Genomic DNA, 20,422 nt, shown 5'->3' with positions numbered 1-20,422 from the left:
GCCACCAATCGCCACCCAAAGGTTGTTATGAAGGCGAGAGCGGAGTGAAACGGACGTTACCAACCGGCGACCGCCTGACGGCATTATCCGCGTCCTCGCTGGTCGCGGGCGGCGGACACAACGGCGATTCCTGCCGAGCGCGAACCGGGGGCCGGTGGCGCGCGGTGACCGGGCGGCCACCGCTCCGGGTCACCGGCCGGCCGGCCGCGCGGCCCGTGTGCGGTCACCGTGCGTGACGTCGCCGGGCGGCGCCAGGAACTCCAGGACGGCGGACCGCAGCTCCCGCGACGTCACCGCCGTGCGGTGGTCGCGGCCCGGCGCCCGCACCACCCGGGCACCGGGGACCCGCGCGGCCAGCGTCTCGACCCCGGCGGCGAGGCTGTCGCGCTCACCGGCCGCGAACAGCAGCGGCACCCCCTCCGGGACCGGGTCGGCGGTGAACGGGTGCGCCGCCTGGCCCCGCGCGCACGCGGCGAGCGCCGCCGGGTCGTTGTGCGGCAGCGCCGCGGCCGTGCGGAAGACCTCGGCGAACGGACCCTCGAAGGGGTCGTCGGCGGGAGCGGTGGGCCCGGCCTGCCGCGCTGGACCGGAACCGGGTCCGCCGAGGACGTCGGCCGGTCCGAAACCCGCGAGCACGGCCCGCCGCACCCGGTCCGGGTGCCCGGCCGCCAGCTCCCACGCCAGCCGAGCGCCCATCGAGTAGCCGAGGACGTCCACCCGAGGCTCGCCGAGTGCGTCCAGCAGCCGCAGCACCTCCTCGACCAGCCGCGCCGGCGTGTACCGGTCCGCCGCGTGCGGCCGCGGACTGCGCCCGTGGCCGGGCAGGTCCGGCGCGATGGTCCGCGCCCCCGCCAGGTGCAGCGCCCGGAGCCAGCCGGTCCGGCCCCAGTTCAGCTCGGCGGTGGACCCGAAGCCGTGCAGGAGCAGGACGGGCGGGCGGTCGCGGCCGGGGCCCTCTGCGGCGGCCGCGCCGGCCGGCTCGTGCCAGAGCACCGGGGCACCGGCGTCCGCCGGGTGCGAGGTTTCGGACATGGAGCGCCTCCCGTGTTCGAGCCGCCTCACTCGGGCGGCGGTCGCAGCCGTACCCGCCGCGCGGGCGGCTCCTCGTCGGGGACCGTCCCCACGATCCCGGGGCCGGCCGCGGCGTCCGGGCCGGCCGCGGCGTCGATCGTCACCAGCGGCGCGCCGACCGCCAGGGTCGCGCCCTCGGCCGCGTGCAGCCGGGCCACGGTCCCGGCGTGCGGGGAGGGGATCTCCACCGCGGACTTGGCGGTCTCCACCTCGACCAGCGGCTGGTTGCGCTCCACCGTATCCCCGGGGGCCACCAGCCACGCGAGCACGGACGCCTCGACGAGCCCCTCGCCGAGGTCGGGCAGCAGGAAGGTGTGTTCGGCCATGGCGCCTCAGAACTCCAGAACGCGCTGCACGGCGAGCAGCACCCGGTCGACGGTGGGCAGGTACTTCGGCTCCAGCGGCCCCGCCGGATAGGGCACGTCGAAGCCGGTGACGCGCTGGACCGGGGCGGCCAGGGAGCGGAACGCACGCTCCTGGACCAGCGCCGCCACCTCCGCACCCAGCCCCGCGGTGAGCGGCGCCTCGTGCACCACGACCGCCCGGCGGGTGCGGGCGACGGAGGCGGCGAGCCCGTCGGCGTCGATCGGCTTGAGCCAGCGCAGGTCCACCACCTCCAGCTCGACGCCGTCCTCGGCGGCCAGCCGGGCGACCTGCAGGCAGCGGTGCACCATGGCCCCCCACGCCACCAGCGTCGCGTGCCGCCCCGGGCGCACCACTCGGCTGGTCCCCACCGGAGGGGCGGGACCGTCGTCCGGGACCGGACCGCGCTCCCAGTAGCGGGCCTTGGGCTCCAGGTAGACGACCGGGTCATCGGCGCGCACGGACTGCAGCAGCAGCTGGTGCGCCTCGGCCGGGCTGGACGGCGCGCACACCTTGAGCCCCGGTACGTGCGCGAACAGCGCCTCCAGGCTCTCCCCGTGGTGTTCGGGGGCGCGGATCCCGCCGAAGCTCGGCACCCGCAGGGTCACGGGCATCGGCGCGGCGCCCCGGGTGCGGTAGTGCATGCGCGCCACCTGGTTCACGATCTGGTCGACCGCCGGATAGGCGAACCCGTCGAACTGGAGCTCGGGGACGGGCCGCCAGCCGTTCATGGCGAGTCCGACGGCCAGCCCGACGATCCCGGACTCCGCCAGCGGGGTGTCGAAGACGCGGTCCTCGCCGAAGCGCCGCTGCAGGCCGTCGGTGACACGGAAGACGCCGCCGAGCCTGCCGACGTCCTCGCCGAACACCAGCGTCCGCGGGTCCTCGGCGAGCGCCTCGGCGAGGGCGCGGTTGATCGCCTGCTGCATGGTCAGCACGGCGGGCCGCGCCGGAGCGGCGCCGTCGGCGCGCCCGTCCCGCTCGCCGCGTGCCGCGGGGGCCGAGGTGGTCATGGCCGCTCCTCCTCGCACCAGGCGGCGCGCTGCCGCAGCAGTTCCGGCGTGGGCTCGCGGAACACGTGGTCGAACATGTCGGTGCCGGGCGGCTCCGGCGCGGAGGCGACGCCCTCGCGGATGCGGGTGACGCGCCCGCGGGCGTCGCGCTCCGCGGCCTCGAAGAAGTCCGGCCCGACCAGCCCGGCACTCCGCAGCGCGTGCGCGAGCCGGGGCAGCGGGTCGCGGCCGCGCCAGTACCGCTCCTCCTCCGCGTCCCGGTAGCGGCCCGCGTCGTCGGAGGTCGAGTGCGGGGCGAGCCGGTAGGTGCGCGCCTCGACCAGCGTCGGGCCGCCGCCCGAGCGGGCGCGGTCCAGCGCCTCCCGGGTGGCGCGGTAGACGGCGGCGACGTCGTTGCCGTCCACGACGACGCCCGGCATGCCGTAGCCCGCGGCGCGGGCGGCGACCGACCCGCCGGCGATCTGCCGGTGGTTGGGCACCGAAAGCGCCCACTGGTTGTTCTGGCAGAAGAACACCACCGGGGTCCGGAACACGCCCGCCATGTTCATCGCCTCGTGCACGTCGCCCTCGGAGCTCGCGCCGTCGCCGAAGTAGGCGATCGCGCAGCCCGGACCGCCGCGCAGCCGCTCGCCCAGGGCCCATCCGACCGCGTGCGGCACCGGGCCGCCCACGACCGCGTTGACGGCGCCGAACCGGGAGCGCACCGGGTCGTAGTACCCGCCGTGCCAGAGTGCCCGGTGGCTCGCCAGGTAGCCCACCATGTCCACGCCGAACGCCAGCGCCACGGCCATCTCGCGGTAGGTGGGGAAGACGAAGTCGGTCCCGCGGTCCAGCGCGGCGGCGCTGCCGACCTGGGCGGCCTCCTGGCCGAGCAGCGAGACGTAGGCCGGGAACACCCCCTGGCGCTGCAGCGCGACGGCCTCGGCGTCCAGCAGCCGGGCGGTCAGCATGTGGCGGTAGCAGTCCACGAGCAGGTCGGTGGGCAGGCCACCGAGGTCGATCGGGTCGGGGACGGCGGGGTCCAGGACCTCCGCGACCGTCCGGTCCGGCACCGGCATGGCGTGCTCCCTCCGACGGATCCGCGCCACTGGCCTTATGTAGACGATTGTCGGCAAATACTCGACAGACATGCCAGTGTCTGAAGGAAATATGAGACGATCGTTCAGTGAAACGGTCCACAGCTCCGCGATCGTCTAATCCGTGGGGTCATGGCGCGGGAGGAATCCGACACGGTGCCGAACCGGCGCCGGAGAGTGGTGGACCGGGGGTGCGCTCAGCGGTGGTTCCGACGTGCGCTCAGCGGTGGACCGGGCGTGCGCCCCCGGCCGCGGTCAGAGGTCGGCGAACGGGTCGCGCGGGAGGCGGCCGCCGCCGAGTTCGGCGTCCGCCGCGTTGATGACCGGGATGTACTCCTCGTCCACCTCGAAGTGGTGGCCGCCCAGCTCGAACGTCGGGATGAGGTGCGTGTCCACGGGGCCGATCCGCACGTCGCGCGGGAAGACCCGCCAGATCCGCTTCGGCCGGGAGCGGCGGAACAGCGCGGTGCTGAGCACCACCACGCTGGAGTCGGTGACCGCGATCAGGAAGTGGCTGGTCTCGTGCCAGGAGGCGGGGAAGAGGTAGCGGATCGTGGCGTCGACGGGCAGGAATCCGCGTACCCGATCGCGGACGACGGAACGGACCGGCACGGTGACCGCCTCCTCACGCACGGCGACCCTGTGATTCCACGATGGTACGCGGCCGATCGCGGAGCGTGGGGTGGCGTGCCGGGAAATCGCCGGCGAACTGTGCGATTCGTCTCGCGATTCGAGAAAAATTCGGACGTGCGGCGGTCTCTTCTGGTAGTCCGTTCTCGGGCGTCCGGTTCTGGCGCCGCACGGACACGGACGACGGGGGCAGATGTGGCGGAGGGCGCGTTATGACGAGTGGCGGACGCCGACCGGGCGGACGGCTGCTGGACTCCACGGACCAGGCGATCATCGACGCCCTCGCCGTGGACGCCCGCACCGGTATCTCCGAGATCGCGGCCATGGCCAGCGTCTCCCGGGCCACCGCCTACAACCGCATCAACCGGCTCACCGACGACGGTGTGATCCGCGGCTACTCGGTCGTCGCCGACCACGCCAAGATGGGCCTCGGTGTCACGGCCCTGGTGCTGATCTCGGGCAGCCAGCCCGACTGGCGCGCCAACCGGGAGGTCATCTCGGCCTACCCCGAGGTGGAGTACGCGTGGTACGTGGTGGGGTCCGCCGACATCGTCCTGCTGGTGCGGGTGGCCGACACCCACCAGTTGCGCGACCTCATCCTCACCCGGCTGCAGGCGCTGCCCGGCGTGACCGCGACCCAGACGCTGACCGTCATCGACGAGGTGGTGCACCGCCCCGTGGTCCGCCCGGGGGAGTGAGGGCGGCCGAGCGATCCGCCCCGGGCGGTCACCGGACCGCGGCCGTGCGCATGCGAGGGGGCGCGCGATCTGAGAGTATCGCTGTACCGGAACCTCAACGCTTTCACGGCTTTCGAGCGTTTTCGACCATGCAGGGCGCATCCGTGCGAAGCGTGCGGCGGTGGCTCCCCAGGCCGGTGCGACCAGGACGGTCGGCAGGTGGCGCGGAGCCTGGGGCCGGACGGGCCGCTCCAGGGCGCGAGCCCCGGGCGGGCCGGGGAAATCCCCGCGCGATGCGCCGTGCTCATGGCCAATCTCATGGGAGAGAGAACGAGAATGTCCCCCAAGGTGCTGATCGTCGGTGCGGGCCAGTCGGGTCTGTATTTCGGCCACCAGCTGCTCAACCAGGGCGTCGATGTCACGCTGATCACCGGCCAGACGTCCACCGAGATCCGCAACGGGCGCACGTCCATCACGCAGTTCTCCATGCCGTTCACGCGGGCGCTGGAGGAGCAGGCCAAGCTCGATCTGTGGCAGGACTCGGCGCCGCGCTTCGACCGGGTGAACATGTCGCTGCGGCCCGACGAGGGACCGGCCGTCCAGTTCTACGGCTCCCTCGGCAGCTCGCAGTTCGCCAGCCGGGTCGGCGGACACGCGGTCAGCGTCGACCGCCGGGTGAAGATGGCGGACTGGCTGGAACACTTCGAGGACAACGGCGGCCGGGTGGTCATCCACGGCATCACCGAGTCCGACCTCGCCTTCTTCGTGGGCCGCGGGATGTACGACCTCGTCGTCATCGCGGTGGGCGCCGGTGAGCTCGGCGCCCTCTTCGACCCCGACCCGACCCGCTTCTCGGGCGCGCACGACCGCGTGGCGACGCAGGTCATGCTGCACGACGTGGCGTGGGAGGACTCCACCTCCGCCGATGTGTACTCCATCAACGGCGGTGAGGTCTTCTTCATCCCGGTGCTGACCGACGAGGGGCCCGCGACCAGCATCACGATGCTGGCCAACCCGGGCGCCCTGCTGGACGCGAGCGGCATCCGCGGGCGCTCCGCCGGCGCCGTGCTGGAGCGGATGCAGGAGGTGCTGCGCCAGCACCTCCCCGACGTCTACGAGCGCTTCAGCGGCGCGACGGTGGACGATCTGGTGGGTGGTGCGAAGAATGGTGTGAATTCGGCCATCCAGACCCAATTCAGGCCTGGTGTCCGAAACCCGGTGGGGTGGATGGCAGGCAAGCCCGTCCTGGGCATGGCCGACGTGGTCGTCACCTCCGACCCCGTGTCGGGGCAGGGGTGGAACAACTCCACCTACTGCGCGCAGGTCTACGCCGACGCCTTCGCCGCGCACCGCGGTGCCTACGACGAGGCCTTCATGGCCGCGGCCTTCGAGCGGTTCTGGATAGAGCGCGGCCAGCACTCCGCGGTCTTCTCGGAGATGGTGGACGGCTTCTGGGGCGGCGCGCTGCCGGAGCACTTCGGTGAGCTGATCGGTGCCGTCATGACCAATCAGACGGTCGCCGACCGCTGGATCGGTGGATTCGACGACCCCGCCGACTACGCCCGCTGGATGTTCGACCCCGCGGCCGCGCGGGCCTACCTGGCCGAGGCGGGCGCGATCCCGCCCCGGTAGCCTCGCCGGCCGGCCCCCGGTCGCAGGTTCCGGACCGTGCTCGCGGTCCGTCGCCAACCGTCACCCCCTTCCTCCAACGGCGAATCCACCGCCGGGAAGGGGGTTTTTCGTATTGCGCCCCTGTCGTTTTCCTGTGAGATCAGTAAAATGATCATCCGTGACATGTGGGACAAGACGGGCAGTTGTGCGGTCTTCTTCGCTATCTCGCTCGTCTTTTTCCATGTCATGCCCACTGCGAAGTGACGTTCTCCCCGTCGACTCCTGGACCTGCCCCCTCTACGACGAAAGAGAACCCTTCCCATGCCGTTGCCGCTGGTCACCGTGCCAGCCCGCGCTGGTGTCCGGAACCGGACACGCTCAAGGGCGGCCCCGCGCCGGCCCGGTGCCCGTCGCGCCGGGACCGCCGCGACGGGTCCGCCCTCGCCCGCCGCCGGGCGCTCTCCGCCCTGCCTGTTGGCTGCCGACCTGAGCGAACATCCCTTCCGTCCGAGTTTTTCCAGCTCAAAAAACGAGGTTCTGCCGTGCCCGAAAATTGGTCTTCCGCCGAATTGACGGTCAACGAGAAGAACGAAGGCATGTACAGCCGCGCCGGTCTCACGCGCGTCTACACCCCGTTCGTCATCCGGTTCTCCCACCGCTTCGCCTGGCGCGTCTCCAACGAGGTGCTGCACCGCAACCACCGCGAGCACATCGGCCAGACGCACGTCACGGTGGGCCCCGGCAACGGCTACTTCCTGAGCAAGCTGCCCGCCGACACCCGGCTGCGGACCCTGCACCTGCTCGACATCAACCGCACCTGCCTCGACGTGGCGGCGGAGCAGCTGCGCAGCCGGTTCGACGTCCACACCCACGAGCAGGACGCGCTCAAGCCGTGGCCGCTCGCGGACGCGAGCGTGGACAGTGTCGATTCCCACATGGTCCTGCACACGTTCCGGGGCGACGGCATCCAGGCGAAGGCCGGCCTGGTGGCGGAGGCCGCCCGGGTGCTCAAGCCCGGCGGCCGGTTCTTCGGCTGCACCATCCTGTCCAAGGGAGAGGGCGTGCGGAAGAACTGGCTGGCACGCCGGCTGCTGGCGCTGTACAACGGCCAGAAGAACACCTTCTCCAACGCGGGCGACTCCGCGGACGACCTCCGCGCCGTCCTGGAGAAGCACTTCGAACCCGGCAACGTCGACTTCCGAGTCGACGGGTGCGTGGGCATCTGGGTGGTGACCCGGTGACGCGTCCCACCAAGGATCCGGACACCCGCGCGGCGATCATCGGGATCGGCTGCCGGCTGCCCGGCGGCGTGCACACGCCCGGCCGGCTGTGGGAGGCGCTGCTCAAGGGCGAGACGCTGACCGGTCCCGTCCCCCAGGACCGGTGGGCGGCGATGAGCGAGCGGCTGCACCCGTCGCAGTCCCCCGACCGGCCGTGGACGGCCGGGCTCATCGACGACATCGAGGCGTTCGACCACCAGGTGTTCGGCATCAACGCGCACGAGGCCGCGGAGATGGACCCGCAGCAGCGCATGATCCTGGAAGTCGTCGTGGAGGCGCTGGCCGACGCCGGGATCGCCCCCTCCTCGCTGGACGGCACCCGTACCGGCGTGTGGGTGGGGTCGGCGAACGTCGACCACGCCGGCACGGTGCTGGAGCCCGCCAAGCGCGTGACCATGGTCACGGCCTCCGGTGTGTCACCCGCCATCCTGGCCAACCGGGTCTCCTACCAGCTGAACCTGCGCGGGCCCTCCATGACGGTCGACACCGCGTGCTCGGCCTCCGCCACCGCGCTGCACCTGGCGCGGCAGTCGCTGGAGCTCGGCGAGGTCGACACCGCCATCGTGGCCGGCGCGCAGATCACCATGATCCCCGGCTTCACGGCGGCCTTCTCCGAGGCCGGCGTGCTGGCCTCGGACGGGGTGTGCCGCCCGTTCGACGCCGACGGCGACGGCTACGTGCGCTCCGAGGCCGTGGCGGTGACCGTGCTGCGCCGCCTCGGCGACGCGCGCGAGAACGCCGACCGGGTCTACTCCGTCGTCCGCGGCTCGGCCGCCAACTCCGACGGCCGCTCGCCGGCCGGGCTCTACGCGCCCAATCCGCCCGCGCACGACGACCTGCTGCGCGACGCCTACGCCGACGCCGGCCTGGACCCGGCCGAGGTCGACTACGTCCAGTGCCACGGCACCGGGACCAAGGCGGGCGACTCCGCTGAGGGCCGCAGCCTCGCCCGGGTGCTGGGCCAGAACCGCGACGCGGCGCTGCCCATCGGCTCGGTCAAGGCCCTCCTCGGTCACGGAGAGGGCGCGGCCGGCCTGGTGGGGGTGGCCTGCACCGCGCTCGGCCTGTACCACTCGGTCCTGCCCCCGACCATGCACCACACCCGGATGCGGCCGGCGCTGGCCCGGCTGCCGCTGCGGGTGGTGACGGAGCCGGAGCCCTGGCCGCGGACCGGCCGGCCGCGCGTGGCCGGGGTCAGCACCTTCGGATTCGGCGGCTCCAACGTGCACGTCGTCCTGGAGCAGGCGCCGGAGGCGGCACCCGCTCCGGAGGGCGGCCGCAGGGAGGCCGAAGAGCACGTCATCCCGGTCAGCGCCGCCTCGGAGAGCCGGCTGGCCGCGACCGCCGGCGCGTGGGCGCCCGCGGTGGCCGCCGAACCCGACCTCGCGAGGGTGGCGGCGACCGCCCAGCACCGCCGCGACCATGACACCGTGCGCGCCGCCGTGGTCGCCGCCACGCCCACCGAGGCCGCGGCCGCCCTGCGCGCGCTCGCGGAGCGGCACCCGCACCCCGCTGTCGTCGCGCCGCGCACGGCGGCCCGCCGTCCGGGACCGCTGGTGTTCATGTTCGCCGGCCACGGCTCGCAGTACGCCGGCATGGCCGAGCGCGCCTACGAGCGGTTCGCGCCGTTCCGCGCGGCGTTGGACGAGGCGCGCGCGGCGCTGGCCGCGGCGCTGGGCCGCGAGCCGTGGCGGCCGGGCGATCCGGTCGGCGACTTCGAGACCGCCCAGCACGCCATCTGGCTGACCCAGGTCGCCCAGAGCGCCCAGTGGCGGTCCTGGGGCCACCGGCCCGCGGCGGTGCTCGGCCACTCGCTCGGCGAGGTCGCGGCGGCGTACGCCGCCGGCGCGCTGAGCCTGGGCGACGCCGCGCGCGTGGTGGCGGCCCGCTCCGCGCTGCTGGCCGAGACCGCGCCCCACGGCGGACTGCTCGTCACCGACCTCTCCCCCGAGGAGGCCGGGGCGGCCATCGCCGAGGAAGGCCTGGCCGGCGCCCTCGTGGTCGCGGCCGTGAACGGCCCGGAGACCGCGGTGGTCAGCGGAGCGGAGGAGCCGCTGGAGGCGCTGCGCGCCGCGCTGGAGGGGCGCGGGCGCTACGTCCGGCGGGTCGCGCACGACGTGCCGGCGCACTCGCCCGCGGTCGAGGAGCTGCTGCCGCGGCTGCGCGCCGCGCTGGAAGGGCTCGCGCCCTCCGACACCCGCGACGGCACGGTGTTCCACTCCACCGTGACCGGCGGGCCGGTGGAGGGCGCCCGTCTGGACGCCGAGTACTGGGTGCGCCAGCTCCGCGCTCCCGTGCGCTTCACCGACGCCCTGGCCGCCGCGGCGCCGGCCGACGCGGTGGTGGTCGAGGTCGGGGCCCGCTCCACCCTCTCCCGCGGAGCCGTGCGGACGCTGTCCGCCGTCGGCCGGTCCGAGGCGGTCGTCATCGGCGCCGCCACGTCGGAGCAGTCCGACCAGGTGGCGCTGCTGCACCAGTTCGCCGCGCTGCACACCACCGGGCACCGGCCCGAGCGCTGGCCCGCGCCGGCGCACGTGCCGCCGGTGGTCCTGCCTGTCGTCTGGCAGCGGACGGAGGAGGGCGCCCTTGAGGAGGAGGCGGACCTTCCCGCCGTTCTCGCCGAGGACCGGCCGGACCCCGACGCGGTGCGGCTGGCCCTGGTCCGCCTCGTGGCCGACACGGTGGGAACCTCCGCCGACACCGTGGACAGCACCGAGCCGCTGCACCTGCTCGGCGTGACCTCGGTCGCGGTCATCGGCCTGCGCGACGCGATCCGCTCCGCGCACCCCTCCCTGGCCTCGTTCCCGGTGCGGCTGCTCATGGACAGCGACACCGACCTGGCCACGGTGACCGACACCGTGACCGGTCTGCGCGTCGGCCACGCCACCTGACACCCCCGTCCGGCCGCCCCAGCGGACACGGACACCGCGGAAGCGGGCGGCGCACCCCGTGCGCCGCCCGCCCCGCGCGGGCGGAACCGCGCCGGCACCCCGTGCCGGGTGCCGCTGGTCGTCCGCGGGACCAGCCGCCCGAGACCGGCCGGCACAGCCCCGGCCACCAGGGACGCCCGCGGCGTCGAGGCCGGGGAACCGCCGGTAGCAGTTCCGCCAGGGGCCGCACCGCTGGGTGCCAGGGCGCGCCGGCCCGCACCCGCCAGCCGATCCCGGCGCGCCGAACACAGCGATCCGGCAGCAACCGGCCGACCAGCGCCTCGCCCCAGCCAGCCGGTGGCCCCCGGCAGCCACTGACCAGCACACCGACCCCCATCAACGGTCTAGCTAGGTCGCGGCCGGGCCGCGATCCCGTTCAGATGCGGCTGGGCTGGTCTGCCGGCAGGCCAACGTCCGAATCCACGATCGTGCGCGCCGACCAGCGGGCGGCCGGCGCGGCGGATCGGGAAAGGGGCGAGACCGCGAAGCGGTCCAGCCAGACGGCCGCGCACGGGGCCGCTCCCGTGGCGGGTGGGCCCCAGACATCCGCTGGGCCGGCGAGGGGGCCGGACATCCCGCGTGGCTCCCTTCGCGGCAGGGAAGCGCGAGGGGGCCCTGGTCCGCAGCGGTCATGGAACGCGTCGACGTGGCGCCGCAGCGGCTGGGGTCAGGCGGGCGTCTGCCCGGTAGGGGCGGCGCGCCGCCACCGCGTACAGCTCCGCAGGATCTGTTCCGACCTGGGCGGGCGCGAGATCGAGGCGGCCGTCCCGGGGCCCGGTGGTTCGGGGCCGCCGACCGCGAGCACGGAGGCCGCCTGAGTGGTCGGCCGCCCCTGTCCGACGGGGTCGGCTACGGCGACCGTCACGTGGTGGAGTGCGGGATCGGCCAGCTCGAACCGCATGCGGCGGCGTTCGCCCGTGCCAGGCCGGGGGACGGCGTCGCGTCGTCCAGACGGCATGGCCGGCCGCGACGGCGTGGTGCCTGGCGGTGGCCGGGCGGCTCCGCTACCGGACTGCCCCCGGCCGCGGGGCGCGGCGGGGCGGCGACGGACCGCGCGCCGGCGGCCGCGCGAGGCGCTCGCAAACCGGGGACAGGCACCCGCGCCGTCCGCCGTGGGACGCCCCGGTCGCGTCCTTCCCGGCCCGGTGCGTGCGGCGGCCGGCATCGGTCCCGGATCCGGCGGTAGAGCGCTTTCGTTTCTCCAGTACTATGCGCGTGCCCGGGGCTATTCGGGGGTTTTCGGGGATCAGGAGGCAACGTGGCCGAGCTTGTGGTGGTCGACGCCGGAACGGCGGCCGTCAAAGCGGCCGTCATCGACGACACGGGCCGGACGCTCGCGCGGACGCTCGTCGACCACCCCACCCGCCGGCCGCGCCCCGGGTGGGTGGAGCAGGACCCGGCGGACTGGTGGGCCGCGCTCGTCCGGGCGGTGCGGCAGGTGGCGCCCGCCGCGCCGCGGCCGACCGCGCTCGTCGTCACCGGCCAGATGCAGGACGTCGTGCTGGTCGACGACGACGGGCCGCTGCGTCCGGCGATCCTGTACAGCGACCACCGCGCCACCGGCGAGTACGACCGGCTGCGCGCCGCCCTCGGCGACACCTGGGAGCGGGTGACCCGCAACCCGCAGGACGCCTCCACCATCGCGGCCAAGCTGCGCTGGGTCCACGACCACGACCGCGCCGCCCTCGACCGGGCGCGGCACCTGCTGCTCGGCGCGCACTCCTACCTCGTCTGGCGCGCCACCGGCCACGCCGGATGCGACCTGACGACGGCGTCGACCACCGGCCTGCTCGCCGCCGGGGACCGCCGCTGGTGGCCGGAGCCGCTGCGCGCGGCCGGCGTGCGCGGCGACCTGCTACCCGAGCTGCCGGCCCCCGACGAGCCCGACGACTGGCCGCTCACCCCGGAGGCCGCGGCCGAACTCGGCCTGCCCGCCGGCCTGCCGGTGCTGCACGCCCCCGGCGACGCCCTCACCACCACCCTGGGCATCACCGGCGGCCGCCGGGACGCCGACTACGCCTACCTCGGCTCCAGCGGATGGCTGGCCGCCGTCGTCGACCGGGCGGCCCCCGACCTCGCCGGCGCCTTCCGGCTGGCCACCGGCGACCCCGGCACCGAACTCCTCGTCGCTCCCACGCTCAACGCCGGCTCCGCCGCCGACTGGGCCCGCCGCCACCTCCTCGACGGGGTGAGCCACGCGTCGTTCGAACGAACCCTGCACGGGGTGCACGCCGCCCCGCGCGGCCTGCTCGCGCTGCCCTACCTCGACGGCGAGCGGGCCCCGCACATGGACCCGTGGGCCCGGGGCGTGTTCGTCGGCGTCTCCGGCCGCACCACCAAGGCCCAGCTCGCCGTGGCCATCCTCGAAGGCGTCGCCTTCGTGCTGCGCTCGCTGCGGGACCGCGTCGTGGGTGCCGGCACCGGCGCCGAGCTCCCGCTGTGCGGGGGCGGCAGCCGGTCCGACGTGTGGTGCGCGCTGCTGGCCAACGCGCTGGGCACGCCGGTCCGGCGGATCAGCGAGACCGATGCCGGGCTGCGCGGTGCGGCCCGGTACGCGCGCGCGGTCCTGGGCCGCCCGGAGCCCGCGGAGGAACCCGGCACGGCCGGCGGCCGGGTCTTCGCCCCGGACCCGGTCCTCACCGAGCGCTACGCGCGCGCCTACGAGCAGCACCGCCACCTCTACCCGGACCTGCGCGGTGTCATGGCCGACCTGGCCGACCTGGCCGCGCTCGGAGCGGACCCCGCGGAGGGCCAGGACGCGCGCCGCTCCTGAACGCCGGACGCCACCGGGTGCCGCAGGACCCGTCCCCGGCCCCCGGCCCGCCCCAGGACTGACCCGCCGGTCCGCGGGTAGCGGAACCTCCCGTTCACCCGAGGACGAGGAGGAGAGCCACGGTGCGCACCACGGCGGCGCGGACGCCCACGACCCCGCTCGACGAGCACGAGCTGCACGGGATCGACCTGTACTGGCGGGCGGCGAACTACCTCTCGGTCGGCCAGATCTACCTGCTCGACAACCCCCTGCTGCGCGAACCACTGCGCCCGGGGCACATCAAGCCCCGGCTGCTCGGCCACTGGGGCACCACCCCGGGCCTGAACTTCGTCTACGCCCACCTCTCGGCGCAGGTCCGGCGGCGCGGCACCGACATGATGTGGGTGATCGGACCCGGCCACGGCGGCCCGGCCGCGCTGGCCACGGCCTGGCTGGACGGCACCTACTCCGAGGTCTACCCCGACGTCGGCCGGGACGCGGAGGGCATGCGCCGGCTGTTCCGCCAGTTCTCCTTCCCCGGCGGCGTGCCCAGCCACGCCGCGCCCGAGACCCCGGGCTCGATCCACGAGGGCGGCGAACTCGGCTACTCCCTCGCCCACGCCTACGGCGCGGCCTTCGACAACCCCGGCCTCGTCGTGGCCGCGGTGGTGGGCGACGGCGAGGCCGAGACCGGCCCGCTCGCCGCCGGCTGGCAGTCCGCCCGCTTCACCGACCCCGCCCGGGACGGCGCGGTGCTGCCCATCCTGCACCTCAACGGCTACAAGATCGCCGGCCCCACCGTGCTCGCGCGCATCCCCGAGTCCGACCTCCTCTCGCTGCTGGAGGGGCACGGCTTCCGGCCCCGCGTCGTCGCGGGGGAGGAGCCCGCCCCGATGCACCGCCAGATGGCCGACGCGCTCGGCGCGGCCCTGGACGAGATCGGGGAGATCCAGCGCGCCGCCCGCGAGGACGGTGCGGCCGGTCCGGTGCGCTGGCCGATGATCGTGCTGCGCTCGCCCAAGGGCTGGACCGGCCCCGGCACGGTGGACGGGCGGCGGGTGGCCGGCACCTGGCGCTCCCACCAGGTTCCGCTGGGCGGTGTCCGCGAGAACCCCGAGCACCTGCGCCAGCTGGAGGAGTGGCTGCGCGGCTACCGGCCCGACGAGCTCTTCGACGCCGGCGGCGCACCGCGCCCGGAGGTGCTGGCGCCGGTGCCGGAAGGCCCGCGCCGGATCAGCGCCAGCCCGCACGCCAACGGCGGAACGCTGCTGCGCGCGCTGGACCTCCCGGACTTCCGCGACTACGCCGTGGACGTGCCGGAGCCCGGAGCCGGAACCGCGGAGGCCACCCGGGTCTGCGGGCGCTACCTGCGCGACGTCATGCGCCGCAACCCGGACCGCTTCCGGCTCATGGGCCCGGACGAGACGGCGTCCAACCGGCTGGACGCCGTGTTCGACGCCTCCGACCGCACCTGGGAGGCCGAGCGGCTGCCCGGCGACGAGCACCTCGCCCCCGACGGCCGGGTGATGGAGGTGCTCAGCGAGCATCTGTGCCAGGGCTGGCTGGAGGGCTACCTGCTCACCGGCCGGCACGGGCTGTTCAACTGCTACGAGGCGTTCATCCACATCGTGGACTCGATGTTCAACCAGCACGCCAAGTGGCTGAAGGTCAGCCGCGGCCTGCCGTGGCGGCGGCCGATCGCGTCGCTGAACTACCTGCTCAGCTCGCACGTGTGGCGCCAGGACCACAACGGCTTCAGCCACCAGGACCCCGGCTTCATCGACCACGTCGTCAACAAGAAGGCCGAGGTGATCCGGGTCTACCTGCCGCCGGACGCCAACACCCTGCTCTCGACCGCCGACCACTGCCTGCGCTCCCGGGACTACGTCAACGTGATCGTGGCCGGCAAGCAGCCGGGGCCCAACCTCCTGCCGATGGACGAGGCCGTCGCACACTGCGCCCGCGGGGTGGGCGTGTGGGACTGGGCCGGCACCGAGGACGGCACCGAGCCTGACGTGGTGCTGGCCTGCGCCGGCGACATCCCCACCCTGGAGACGCTGGCCGCCGCCGACCTGCTGCGCCGGCACCTGCCGGAACTGCGGGTGCGCGTCGTCAACGTCGTCGACCTCATGCGGCTGCAGCCCGTCGACGAGCACCCGCACGGCCTGCCCGCCCGCGAGTACGACTCCGTCTTCACCGCCGACCGGCCGGTGGTCTTCGCCTTCCACGGCTACCCCTGGCTGATCCACCGGCTCACCTACCGCCGCAACGGCCACCAGAACCTGCACGTGCGCGGCTACAAGGAGGAGGGCACCACCACGACGCCCTTCGACATGGTGATGCTCAACGACCTCGACCGGTTCCACCTCGTCATGGACGTGATCGACCGGGTGCCGAGCCTGGGCGTGCGGGCCGCCGGCCTGCGCCAGCGCATGGTGGACGAGCGGCTGCGCTGCCGCGCCCACACCCGGGAGCACGGCGAGGACCCGCCCGACATCCGCGACTGGAGCTGGCCCGGCCGGCGTGCCGGGCGGTGAGGGCGGCGTGCGCGTCCTCGTGGTCAACACCGGCTCGACCAGTGTCAAACTGCGGCTGCTGGACGAGCGCGACGACGTCCTGGAGCGGCGCGACCTCGCGGCCCAGGCCGGCCGGGTGCGCGAGGAGGAGCTGGCGGACGCCCTCGCCGGCCTCCCGCGCGCCGACGCCGTGGGGCACCGCGTGGTGCACGGCGGCGACGACTTCCGCGCGCCGGTGGTGGTCGACGGCCGCGTGCTGGAGCGGCTGCGCGCCCTGACCGAGCTCGCCCCGCTGCACCAGCCCGCGGCCCTGGCCGGGATCACCGCCCTGGAGCGAGCGCTGCCCGGGGTAGCGCAGGTGGCGTGCTTCGACACCGCGTTCCACGCCGACCTGCCGCCCGAGGCCGCCACCTACGCCGTGCCGAGGCGCTGGCGGGAGGAGTTCGGGCTGCGCCGCTACGGCTTCCACGGCCTCTCCCACGCCTACGCGGCACGGCAGGCCGGACGGCTGCTCGGCGCGGACCCCGGACGGCTGGTCACCGCCCACCTCGGGGCCGGCGCCTCCCTGGCGGCGGTGCGCGACGGCCGGAGCGTGGACACCACGATGGGGTTCACCCCGCTGGAGGGGCTGGTGATGGCCACCCGTGCCGGCGACGTCGATCCGGGGCTGCTGATGTGGCTGCTGCGCAACGGCCACCTGGAGCCGTCGGAGGTCGACACCGTCCTGGAACGGCGGAGCGGTCTGGCCGGCCTGGCCGGGACCGCCGACATGCGGGAGGTGACGGCCCGGGCCGACGGCGGCGACCCCGCCGCCGGACTGGCGCTGGCCGTCTACCTGCACCGGCTGCGGGCCAAGATCGCCGCCATGGCGGCGGCGCTCGGCGGACTGGACACCCTCGTGTTCACCGGCGGAGTCGGCGAGGGCTCGCCGCGGGTGCGCGCCGGCGCGGCCGCGGGAATGGGCTTCCTCGGCCTCGCGCTCGACCCCGACGCCAACGCGGCCGCCGCCGGCGACGCTGAGATCACGGCCGGCGGCGCGGCAGTGCGGACACTGGTGCTCACCGCGCGCGAGGACCTCCAGATCGCCGCCGACGTGCGGCACGCGCTCGGTGCCCGGGACCGGGGCGGGTGAGCAGCCCCACACGGCCGCCGGCCGGAGGGGGCGCGGATCCACCCCGGCTCAGGCGGCGACGAGTTCGCCCTCGGGGGCGGCGGAGACGACGGCGCTCGGCAGCGCGGGCAGTGCGAAGCCTTCGCCGTCGAGCGCGTCGAGCGCGTCGAGCTCGGCCTGCGCGAGCCGGCGCTTCCGCGCGACCAGTGTCCCGGGCGGCCGTCCGTCGCTCGCCGGACCGGTGATCACGCCGCCGGCGTAGCCGGACACGGCCCTCATGCCGAAGACCCGGCGCACGAGGTAGATCCCAGCGCTGAGGAACTGGAAGGCGGCGCGCCGCTCCAGCCAGCCGACGTAGCGCTCCGGGACGGTCGTCTCGAAGGTGTCCGACACCGAGTGCGCCGCCTCCCAGTCCAGCCTGAGCGTCGTGGAGGCCGTGGTCTTCAGCACCGGCAGGAAGGACGCCTCCAGCCACGCGGCCGGGGCCACGCCTGTCCGGGGGGTCGTGGTGTCGGCCCAGGTGACGCCCTCCTTCGCCTCCCCCGGACCGGGTTGGCGTAGGCGTCTGCGACCGCGTGGGCCGGACCGGAGCCGAAGACGAGCGCCCGGGGCCGGATGGCGATCTCGCCGTGCGGCCGGTTCGCCAGGAAGCCCTGCGGGGTCCTGGTCCCCTCGTCGGCCGGGAGGTCCACCCGCACGAGGGGGACGTCGCGGTGGGGCTTCCGATCGACGTCCACCCCGTAGTCGCGGAGTCTCCGGCCGATGTGGGCGTTGTCCGGCGTCCGGGTGTCCGGGTCCGGGTAGGCGGTCATCGCTGCTCCTGACGAGGTGCGTCATGACGCGTCGCGCGTCCGCCATCCGCGGGCACCGCGACGGAGAACCCGGGACTGGTCGAAGCGGGCCGAGCACGGATCCCGGTCAGCCGAACACCGCGCGGTACCACGTGTCGACGAGCACGACGGGCACCCCGGCCAGTGCGACGAGCAGCGCGAGGGCTCCCAGGGCGATCGCCCACCGGGAGCCGGCGCGGTCGGTGGAGAACCCGACCGCCAGCGACACCGCGCCGCCGACTCCGAGGAGGACCAGGACCATCGGCAGCATCGGCGCCCCCGTCTCCGGTGCGGACCGCCGGCGGGCGGCGGTCACCGTTGGTGACGGTCATACCTGCGCCGGGATGCGGCCAACCGCGGGGCGTGGCCGCATCCGGCCGCCGCGCCGCCCGGCCCCGGCCCGCGCGCCGGTCGGGGCCGGGCGGAGGTGTCAGGCCGGCCCCGACCGCGCCGCCGCGCGCCGTCGGTCACCCTCCGCGCCGCCGGTCAACCTCCGCGCCGAGCGCGATGGGTGCCGCCAGCCACGCGTCGGGCAGCCCGAACGCGTCGATGAGGGCGGCGGCGTGCGGGCGGAGCCGGCGGCACAGCGAGTTGACCGCGGCGGTCACCGCCTTGGCGCGGGCCGGGGTGAGCCGTCCGTGCTCCAGGAACCAGGCGCGGTCGGCCTCCACCAGCGAGAGCACGTACAGGTCGCACAGCCGGTCCAGGACCCAGCGGGCGTCGGGGTTGACGCACCGGTCGATCGCCGCGATGAACGCCTCCAGCACCACCCGGTCGACGTGCGCCCGCCCGGCCTTGAGCACGTGGTCCTGGGCGTCGTTGAACGCGGCGAAGGCCGTCGCCGGGTCGGATCCGGCGCCGCGCAGCCGGCGGGCCAACCCCTCGACCACGTGCCGCTCCCGGTCCTCCAGCAGCCGGTACTGCCACGCCCGGTCGTAGAGGTCGGCCTCCTCGCCGCGTCCGGGCGCGGCGCCGACCAGCCGGTCGATGAGGGCCCGGGCGGCGGTGCGCTCGATGACGGCGCCCACGAACTGCCCGGCGGCGAACCGCGCCATGCCGAACGCGTCGAGGCTGCCGAACTCCTCCCGGTAGTTGGTGAGCAGGCCCTTGGCGACGAGCTGCAGCAGCACCGTGTTGTCGCCCTCGAACGTGGTGTAGACGTCGGAGTCCGCCTTGAGCTGCGGCAGCCGGTTCTCGGCGAGGTAGCCGGCGCCGCCGCACGCCTCCCGGCACTCCTGGACGGTGCGGGTGGTGTGCCAGGTGGCCACGGCCTTCAGGCCGGCCGCGCGCGCCTCCAGCTCCCGCTGGCGGTGCTCGTCCAGCGGCGTGCCGGTCCAGCCGTCGTGCAGCGTGGACACCAGCTCCTCCTGCGCGAAGTGCAGGGCGTAGCTGGTCGCCAGGGCCGGCAGCAGCCGGCGCTGGTGCGCGAGGTAGTCCAGCAGCGGCACCTCGCTGGCGGGACCCTCGCCCCCCGGCCGCTCGAACTGCCGGCGGGCGTCGGCGTAGCGCACCGCGATCGCCAGCGCGGCCTTGGCGGCGCTGTTCGCGCCGCCGGCGACGCTGATACGGCCGCGCACCAGTGTGCCGAGCATCGTGAAGAACCGCCGGTTGGGGTTGGCGATGGGGCTGCGGTACGTGCCGTCGGCGTCGACGTCGCCGTAGCGGTTCAGCAGCGCGGCGCGGGGGACCCGGACCCGGTCGAACCACAGCCGGCCGTTGTCGACCCCGTTGAGCCCGGCCTTGGGGCCGCAGTCCTCGATGCGGACCCCGGGCAGCGGCCGGCCGGCCTCGTCGCGGATCGGCACCAGCAGCGCGTGGACGCCGTGCCGCTCGCCGCGGGTGACGAGCTGGGCGAACACCACGGCCATCCGCCCATCGCGGGCCGCGTTGCCGATGTAGTCCTTGCGGGCCGCCTCGTCGGGGGTGGTGACGACGAACTCCTCCGCCGCCCGGTCGTACTCGGCCGTGGTGCGCAACCGCTGCACGTCGGAGCCGTGCCCGGTCTCCGTCATGGCGAAGCAGCCGGGCAGCTCCACCGACATGATCTTGGCCAGGTACGCCCGGTGGTGCGGCTCGGTGCCGAGCGACTGGACGGCGCCGCCGAAGAGCCCCCACTGCACGCCGACCTTCACCATGAGCGACAGGTCGCAGACCAGCATCTCGAACGCCACCATGGACGCTCCGACGTCGTCGCGGCCGCCCACCGAGGCGGGGAAGCCGTAGGACGGGATCTCGGTCTCCGCCAGCGCCGCGAGCTGGCGGGCCACGCGTTCGCGGTGCGCCGCCATGTCGAGTCCGTACACCGGGGCGAACAGCTCTCCGCGGAGGGTGTCGCGCGCCAGCCGCCGCACGTGCGCCCAGCGGCCGTCGAGCAGCGTGCGCAGCGCCTCGACGTCGATGCGGTCCGGTTCCGTGGTGATCGCCATGAGCCCCTCCGTCGCAGTGCCTACGCCACTGGTTCTGCTCGCTCCGGGGGCCGCTGACACGGCGGAAGACCAGGTGGACTGACCGGGACTTAGCCGGCCGCTGAACATCACTTAGCCGGATTTGTCCTGCCAAATC

Annotated in this window: 15 protein-coding genes; 7 read left to right on the top strand and 8 right to left on the bottom strand. The window is 74.7% G+C overall.

Annotated features, from left to right (window positions below; all coding sequences use genetic code 11):
• Window positions 1-189 precede the first annotated feature (189 nt).
• From DEF28_RS02920 to DEF28_RS02900, 5 genes are all read right to left on the bottom strand, one after another.
• Entirely contained in the window at window positions 190-1,032 is an 843-nt protein-coding gene (locus tag DEF28_RS02920; protein WP_114397457.1) for an alpha/beta fold hydrolase, read from the bottom strand.
• Window positions 1,033-1,058: 26 nt separating this feature from the next.
• Window positions 1,059-1,397: a biotin/lipoyl-containing protein gene (locus DEF28_RS02915; RefSeq protein WP_114397456.1), complete on the bottom strand. Its 339-nt coding sequence runs from the start codon at window positions 1,395-1,397 to the stop codon at window positions 1,059-1,061.
• Window positions 1,398-1,403: 6 nt separating this feature from the next.
• Window positions 1,404-2,363: an alpha-ketoacid dehydrogenase subunit beta gene (locus DEF28_RS02910; protein WP_233515059.1), complete on the bottom strand. Its 960-nt coding sequence runs from the start codon at window positions 2,361-2,363 to the stop codon at window positions 1,404-1,406.
• A gap of 80 nt (window positions 2,364-2,443) precedes the next feature.
• Window positions 2,444-3,505, bottom strand: a complete 1,062-nt coding sequence (locus DEF28_RS02905) for a thiamine pyrophosphate-dependent dehydrogenase E1 component subunit alpha (RefSeq protein ID WP_114397454.1) — start codon at window positions 3,503-3,505, stop codon at window positions 2,444-2,446.
• Window positions 3,506-3,778: 273 nt separating this feature from the next.
• Window positions 3,779-4,135, bottom strand: coding sequence for a hypothetical protein (locus DEF28_RS02900; protein ID WP_114397464.1), 357 nt, complete (start codon window positions 4,133-4,135; stop codon window positions 3,779-3,781).
• 230 nt (window positions 4,136-4,365) lie between these two features.
• Between DEF28_RS02900 and DEF28_RS02895 the strand changes: the two genes are divergently transcribed.
• The 7 genes from DEF28_RS02895 (at window position 4,366) to DEF28_RS02865 (ending at window position 17,051) form a co-directional block, all read left to right on the top strand.
• Window positions 4,366-4,851 (top strand): Lrp/AsnC family transcriptional regulator, encoded by a 486-nt coding sequence (locus DEF28_RS02895; RefSeq protein WP_114397453.1) that lies wholly within the window; start codon window positions 4,366-4,368, stop codon window positions 4,849-4,851.
• Window positions 4,852-5,166: 315 nt separating this feature from the next.
• The gene (locus DEF28_RS02890; protein ID WP_158562750.1) at window positions 5,167-6,462 is read left to right on the top strand and encodes a styrene monooxygenase/indole monooxygenase family protein; all 1,296 of its coding nucleotides are present in this window, start codon (window positions 5,167-5,169) and stop codon (window positions 6,460-6,462) included.
• 521 nt (window positions 6,463-6,983) lie between these two features.
• Window positions 6,984-7,682: a class I SAM-dependent methyltransferase gene (locus DEF28_RS02885; RefSeq protein ID WP_147280095.1), complete on the top strand. Its 699-nt coding sequence runs from the start codon at window positions 6,984-6,986 to the stop codon at window positions 7,680-7,682.
• Window positions 7,679-10,612, top strand: coding sequence for a type I polyketide synthase (locus DEF28_RS02880; RefSeq protein WP_158562749.1), 2,934 nt, complete (start codon window positions 7,679-7,681; stop codon window positions 10,610-10,612). The genes DEF28_RS02885 and DEF28_RS02880 overlap by 4 nt, the downstream gene beginning before the upstream one ends.
• Before the next feature lie 1,297 nt (window positions 10,613-11,909).
• Complete coding sequence (locus tag DEF28_RS02875; protein ID WP_114397449.1) at window positions 11,910-13,424, top strand: xylulokinase; 1,515 nt, start codon at window positions 11,910-11,912, stop codon at window positions 13,422-13,424.
• A gap of 122 nt (window positions 13,425-13,546) precedes the next feature.
• The gene (locus DEF28_RS02870; protein WP_114397448.1) at window positions 13,547-15,940 is read left to right on the top strand and encodes a phosphoketolase family protein; all 2,394 of its coding nucleotides are present in this window, start codon (window positions 13,547-13,549) and stop codon (window positions 15,938-15,940) included.
• A 7-nt stretch (window positions 15,941-15,947) separates the two neighbouring features.
• On the top strand, window positions 15,948-17,051 hold the full coding sequence (locus DEF28_RS02865; protein ID WP_114397463.1) for an acetate/propionate family kinase: 1,104 nt from the start codon (window positions 15,948-15,950) through the stop codon (window positions 17,049-17,051).
• Between the two features lie 48 nt (window positions 17,052-17,099).
• On the opposite strand, the gene DEF28_RS02860 is transcribed toward DEF28_RS02865, so the two are convergent.
• The 3 genes from DEF28_RS02860 to DEF28_RS02850 form a co-directional block, all read right to left on the bottom strand.
• Window positions 17,100-17,519: a hypothetical protein gene (locus DEF28_RS02860; protein ID WP_114397447.1), complete on the bottom strand. Its 420-nt coding sequence runs from the start codon at window positions 17,517-17,519 to the stop codon at window positions 17,100-17,102.
• 429 nt (window positions 17,520-17,948) lie between these two features.
• A complete protein-coding gene (locus DEF28_RS02855; protein ID WP_147280467.1) occupies window positions 17,949-18,176 on the bottom strand; it encodes a hypothetical protein in 228 nt (75 codons plus the stop codon).
• Between the two features lie 151 nt (window positions 18,177-18,327).
• A complete protein-coding gene (locus tag DEF28_RS02850) occupies window positions 18,328-20,286 on the bottom strand; it encodes an acyl-CoA dehydrogenase family protein (RefSeq protein ID WP_114397445.1) in 1,959 nt (652 codons plus the stop codon).
• Between the last annotated feature and the right edge of the window lie 136 nt (window positions 20,287-20,422).

It is taken from the genome of Marinitenerispora sediminis, from assembly GCF_003336425.1.
Lineage (GTDB): Bacteria > Actinomycetota > Actinomycetes > Streptosporangiales > Streptosporangiaceae > Marinitenerispora > Marinitenerispora sediminis.
This window is presented reverse-complemented; position numbering and strand designations above follow the sequence as displayed.

Coding starts and splice junctions, on each gene's coding strand:
- DEF28_RS02920 (WP_114397457.1), bottom strand. CDS start 1,032: ATGTCCGAAACCTCGCACCCGGCGGACGCCGGTGCCCCGGTGCTCTGG.
- DEF28_RS02915 (WP_114397456.1), bottom strand. CDS start 1,397: ATGGCCGAACACACCTTCCTGCTGCCCGACCTCGGCGAGGGGCTCGTC.
- DEF28_RS02910 (WP_233515059.1), bottom strand. CDS start 2,363: ATGCAGCAGGCGATCAACCGCGCCCTCGCCGAGGCGCTCGCCGAGGAC.
- DEF28_RS02905 (WP_114397454.1), bottom strand. CDS start 3,505: ATGCCGGTGCCGGACCGGACGGTCGCGGAGGTCCTGGACCCCGCCGTC.
- DEF28_RS02895 (WP_114397453.1), top strand. CDS start 4,366: ATGACGAGTGGCGGACGCCGACCGGGCGGACGGCTGCTGGACTCCACG.
- DEF28_RS02890 (WP_158562750.1), top strand. CDS start 5,167: ATGTCCCCCAAGGTGCTGATCGTCGGTGCGGGCCAGTCGGGTCTGTAT.
- DEF28_RS02850 (WP_114397445.1), bottom strand. CDS start 20,286: ATGGCGATCACCACGGAACCGGACCGCATCGACGTCGAGGCGCTGCGC.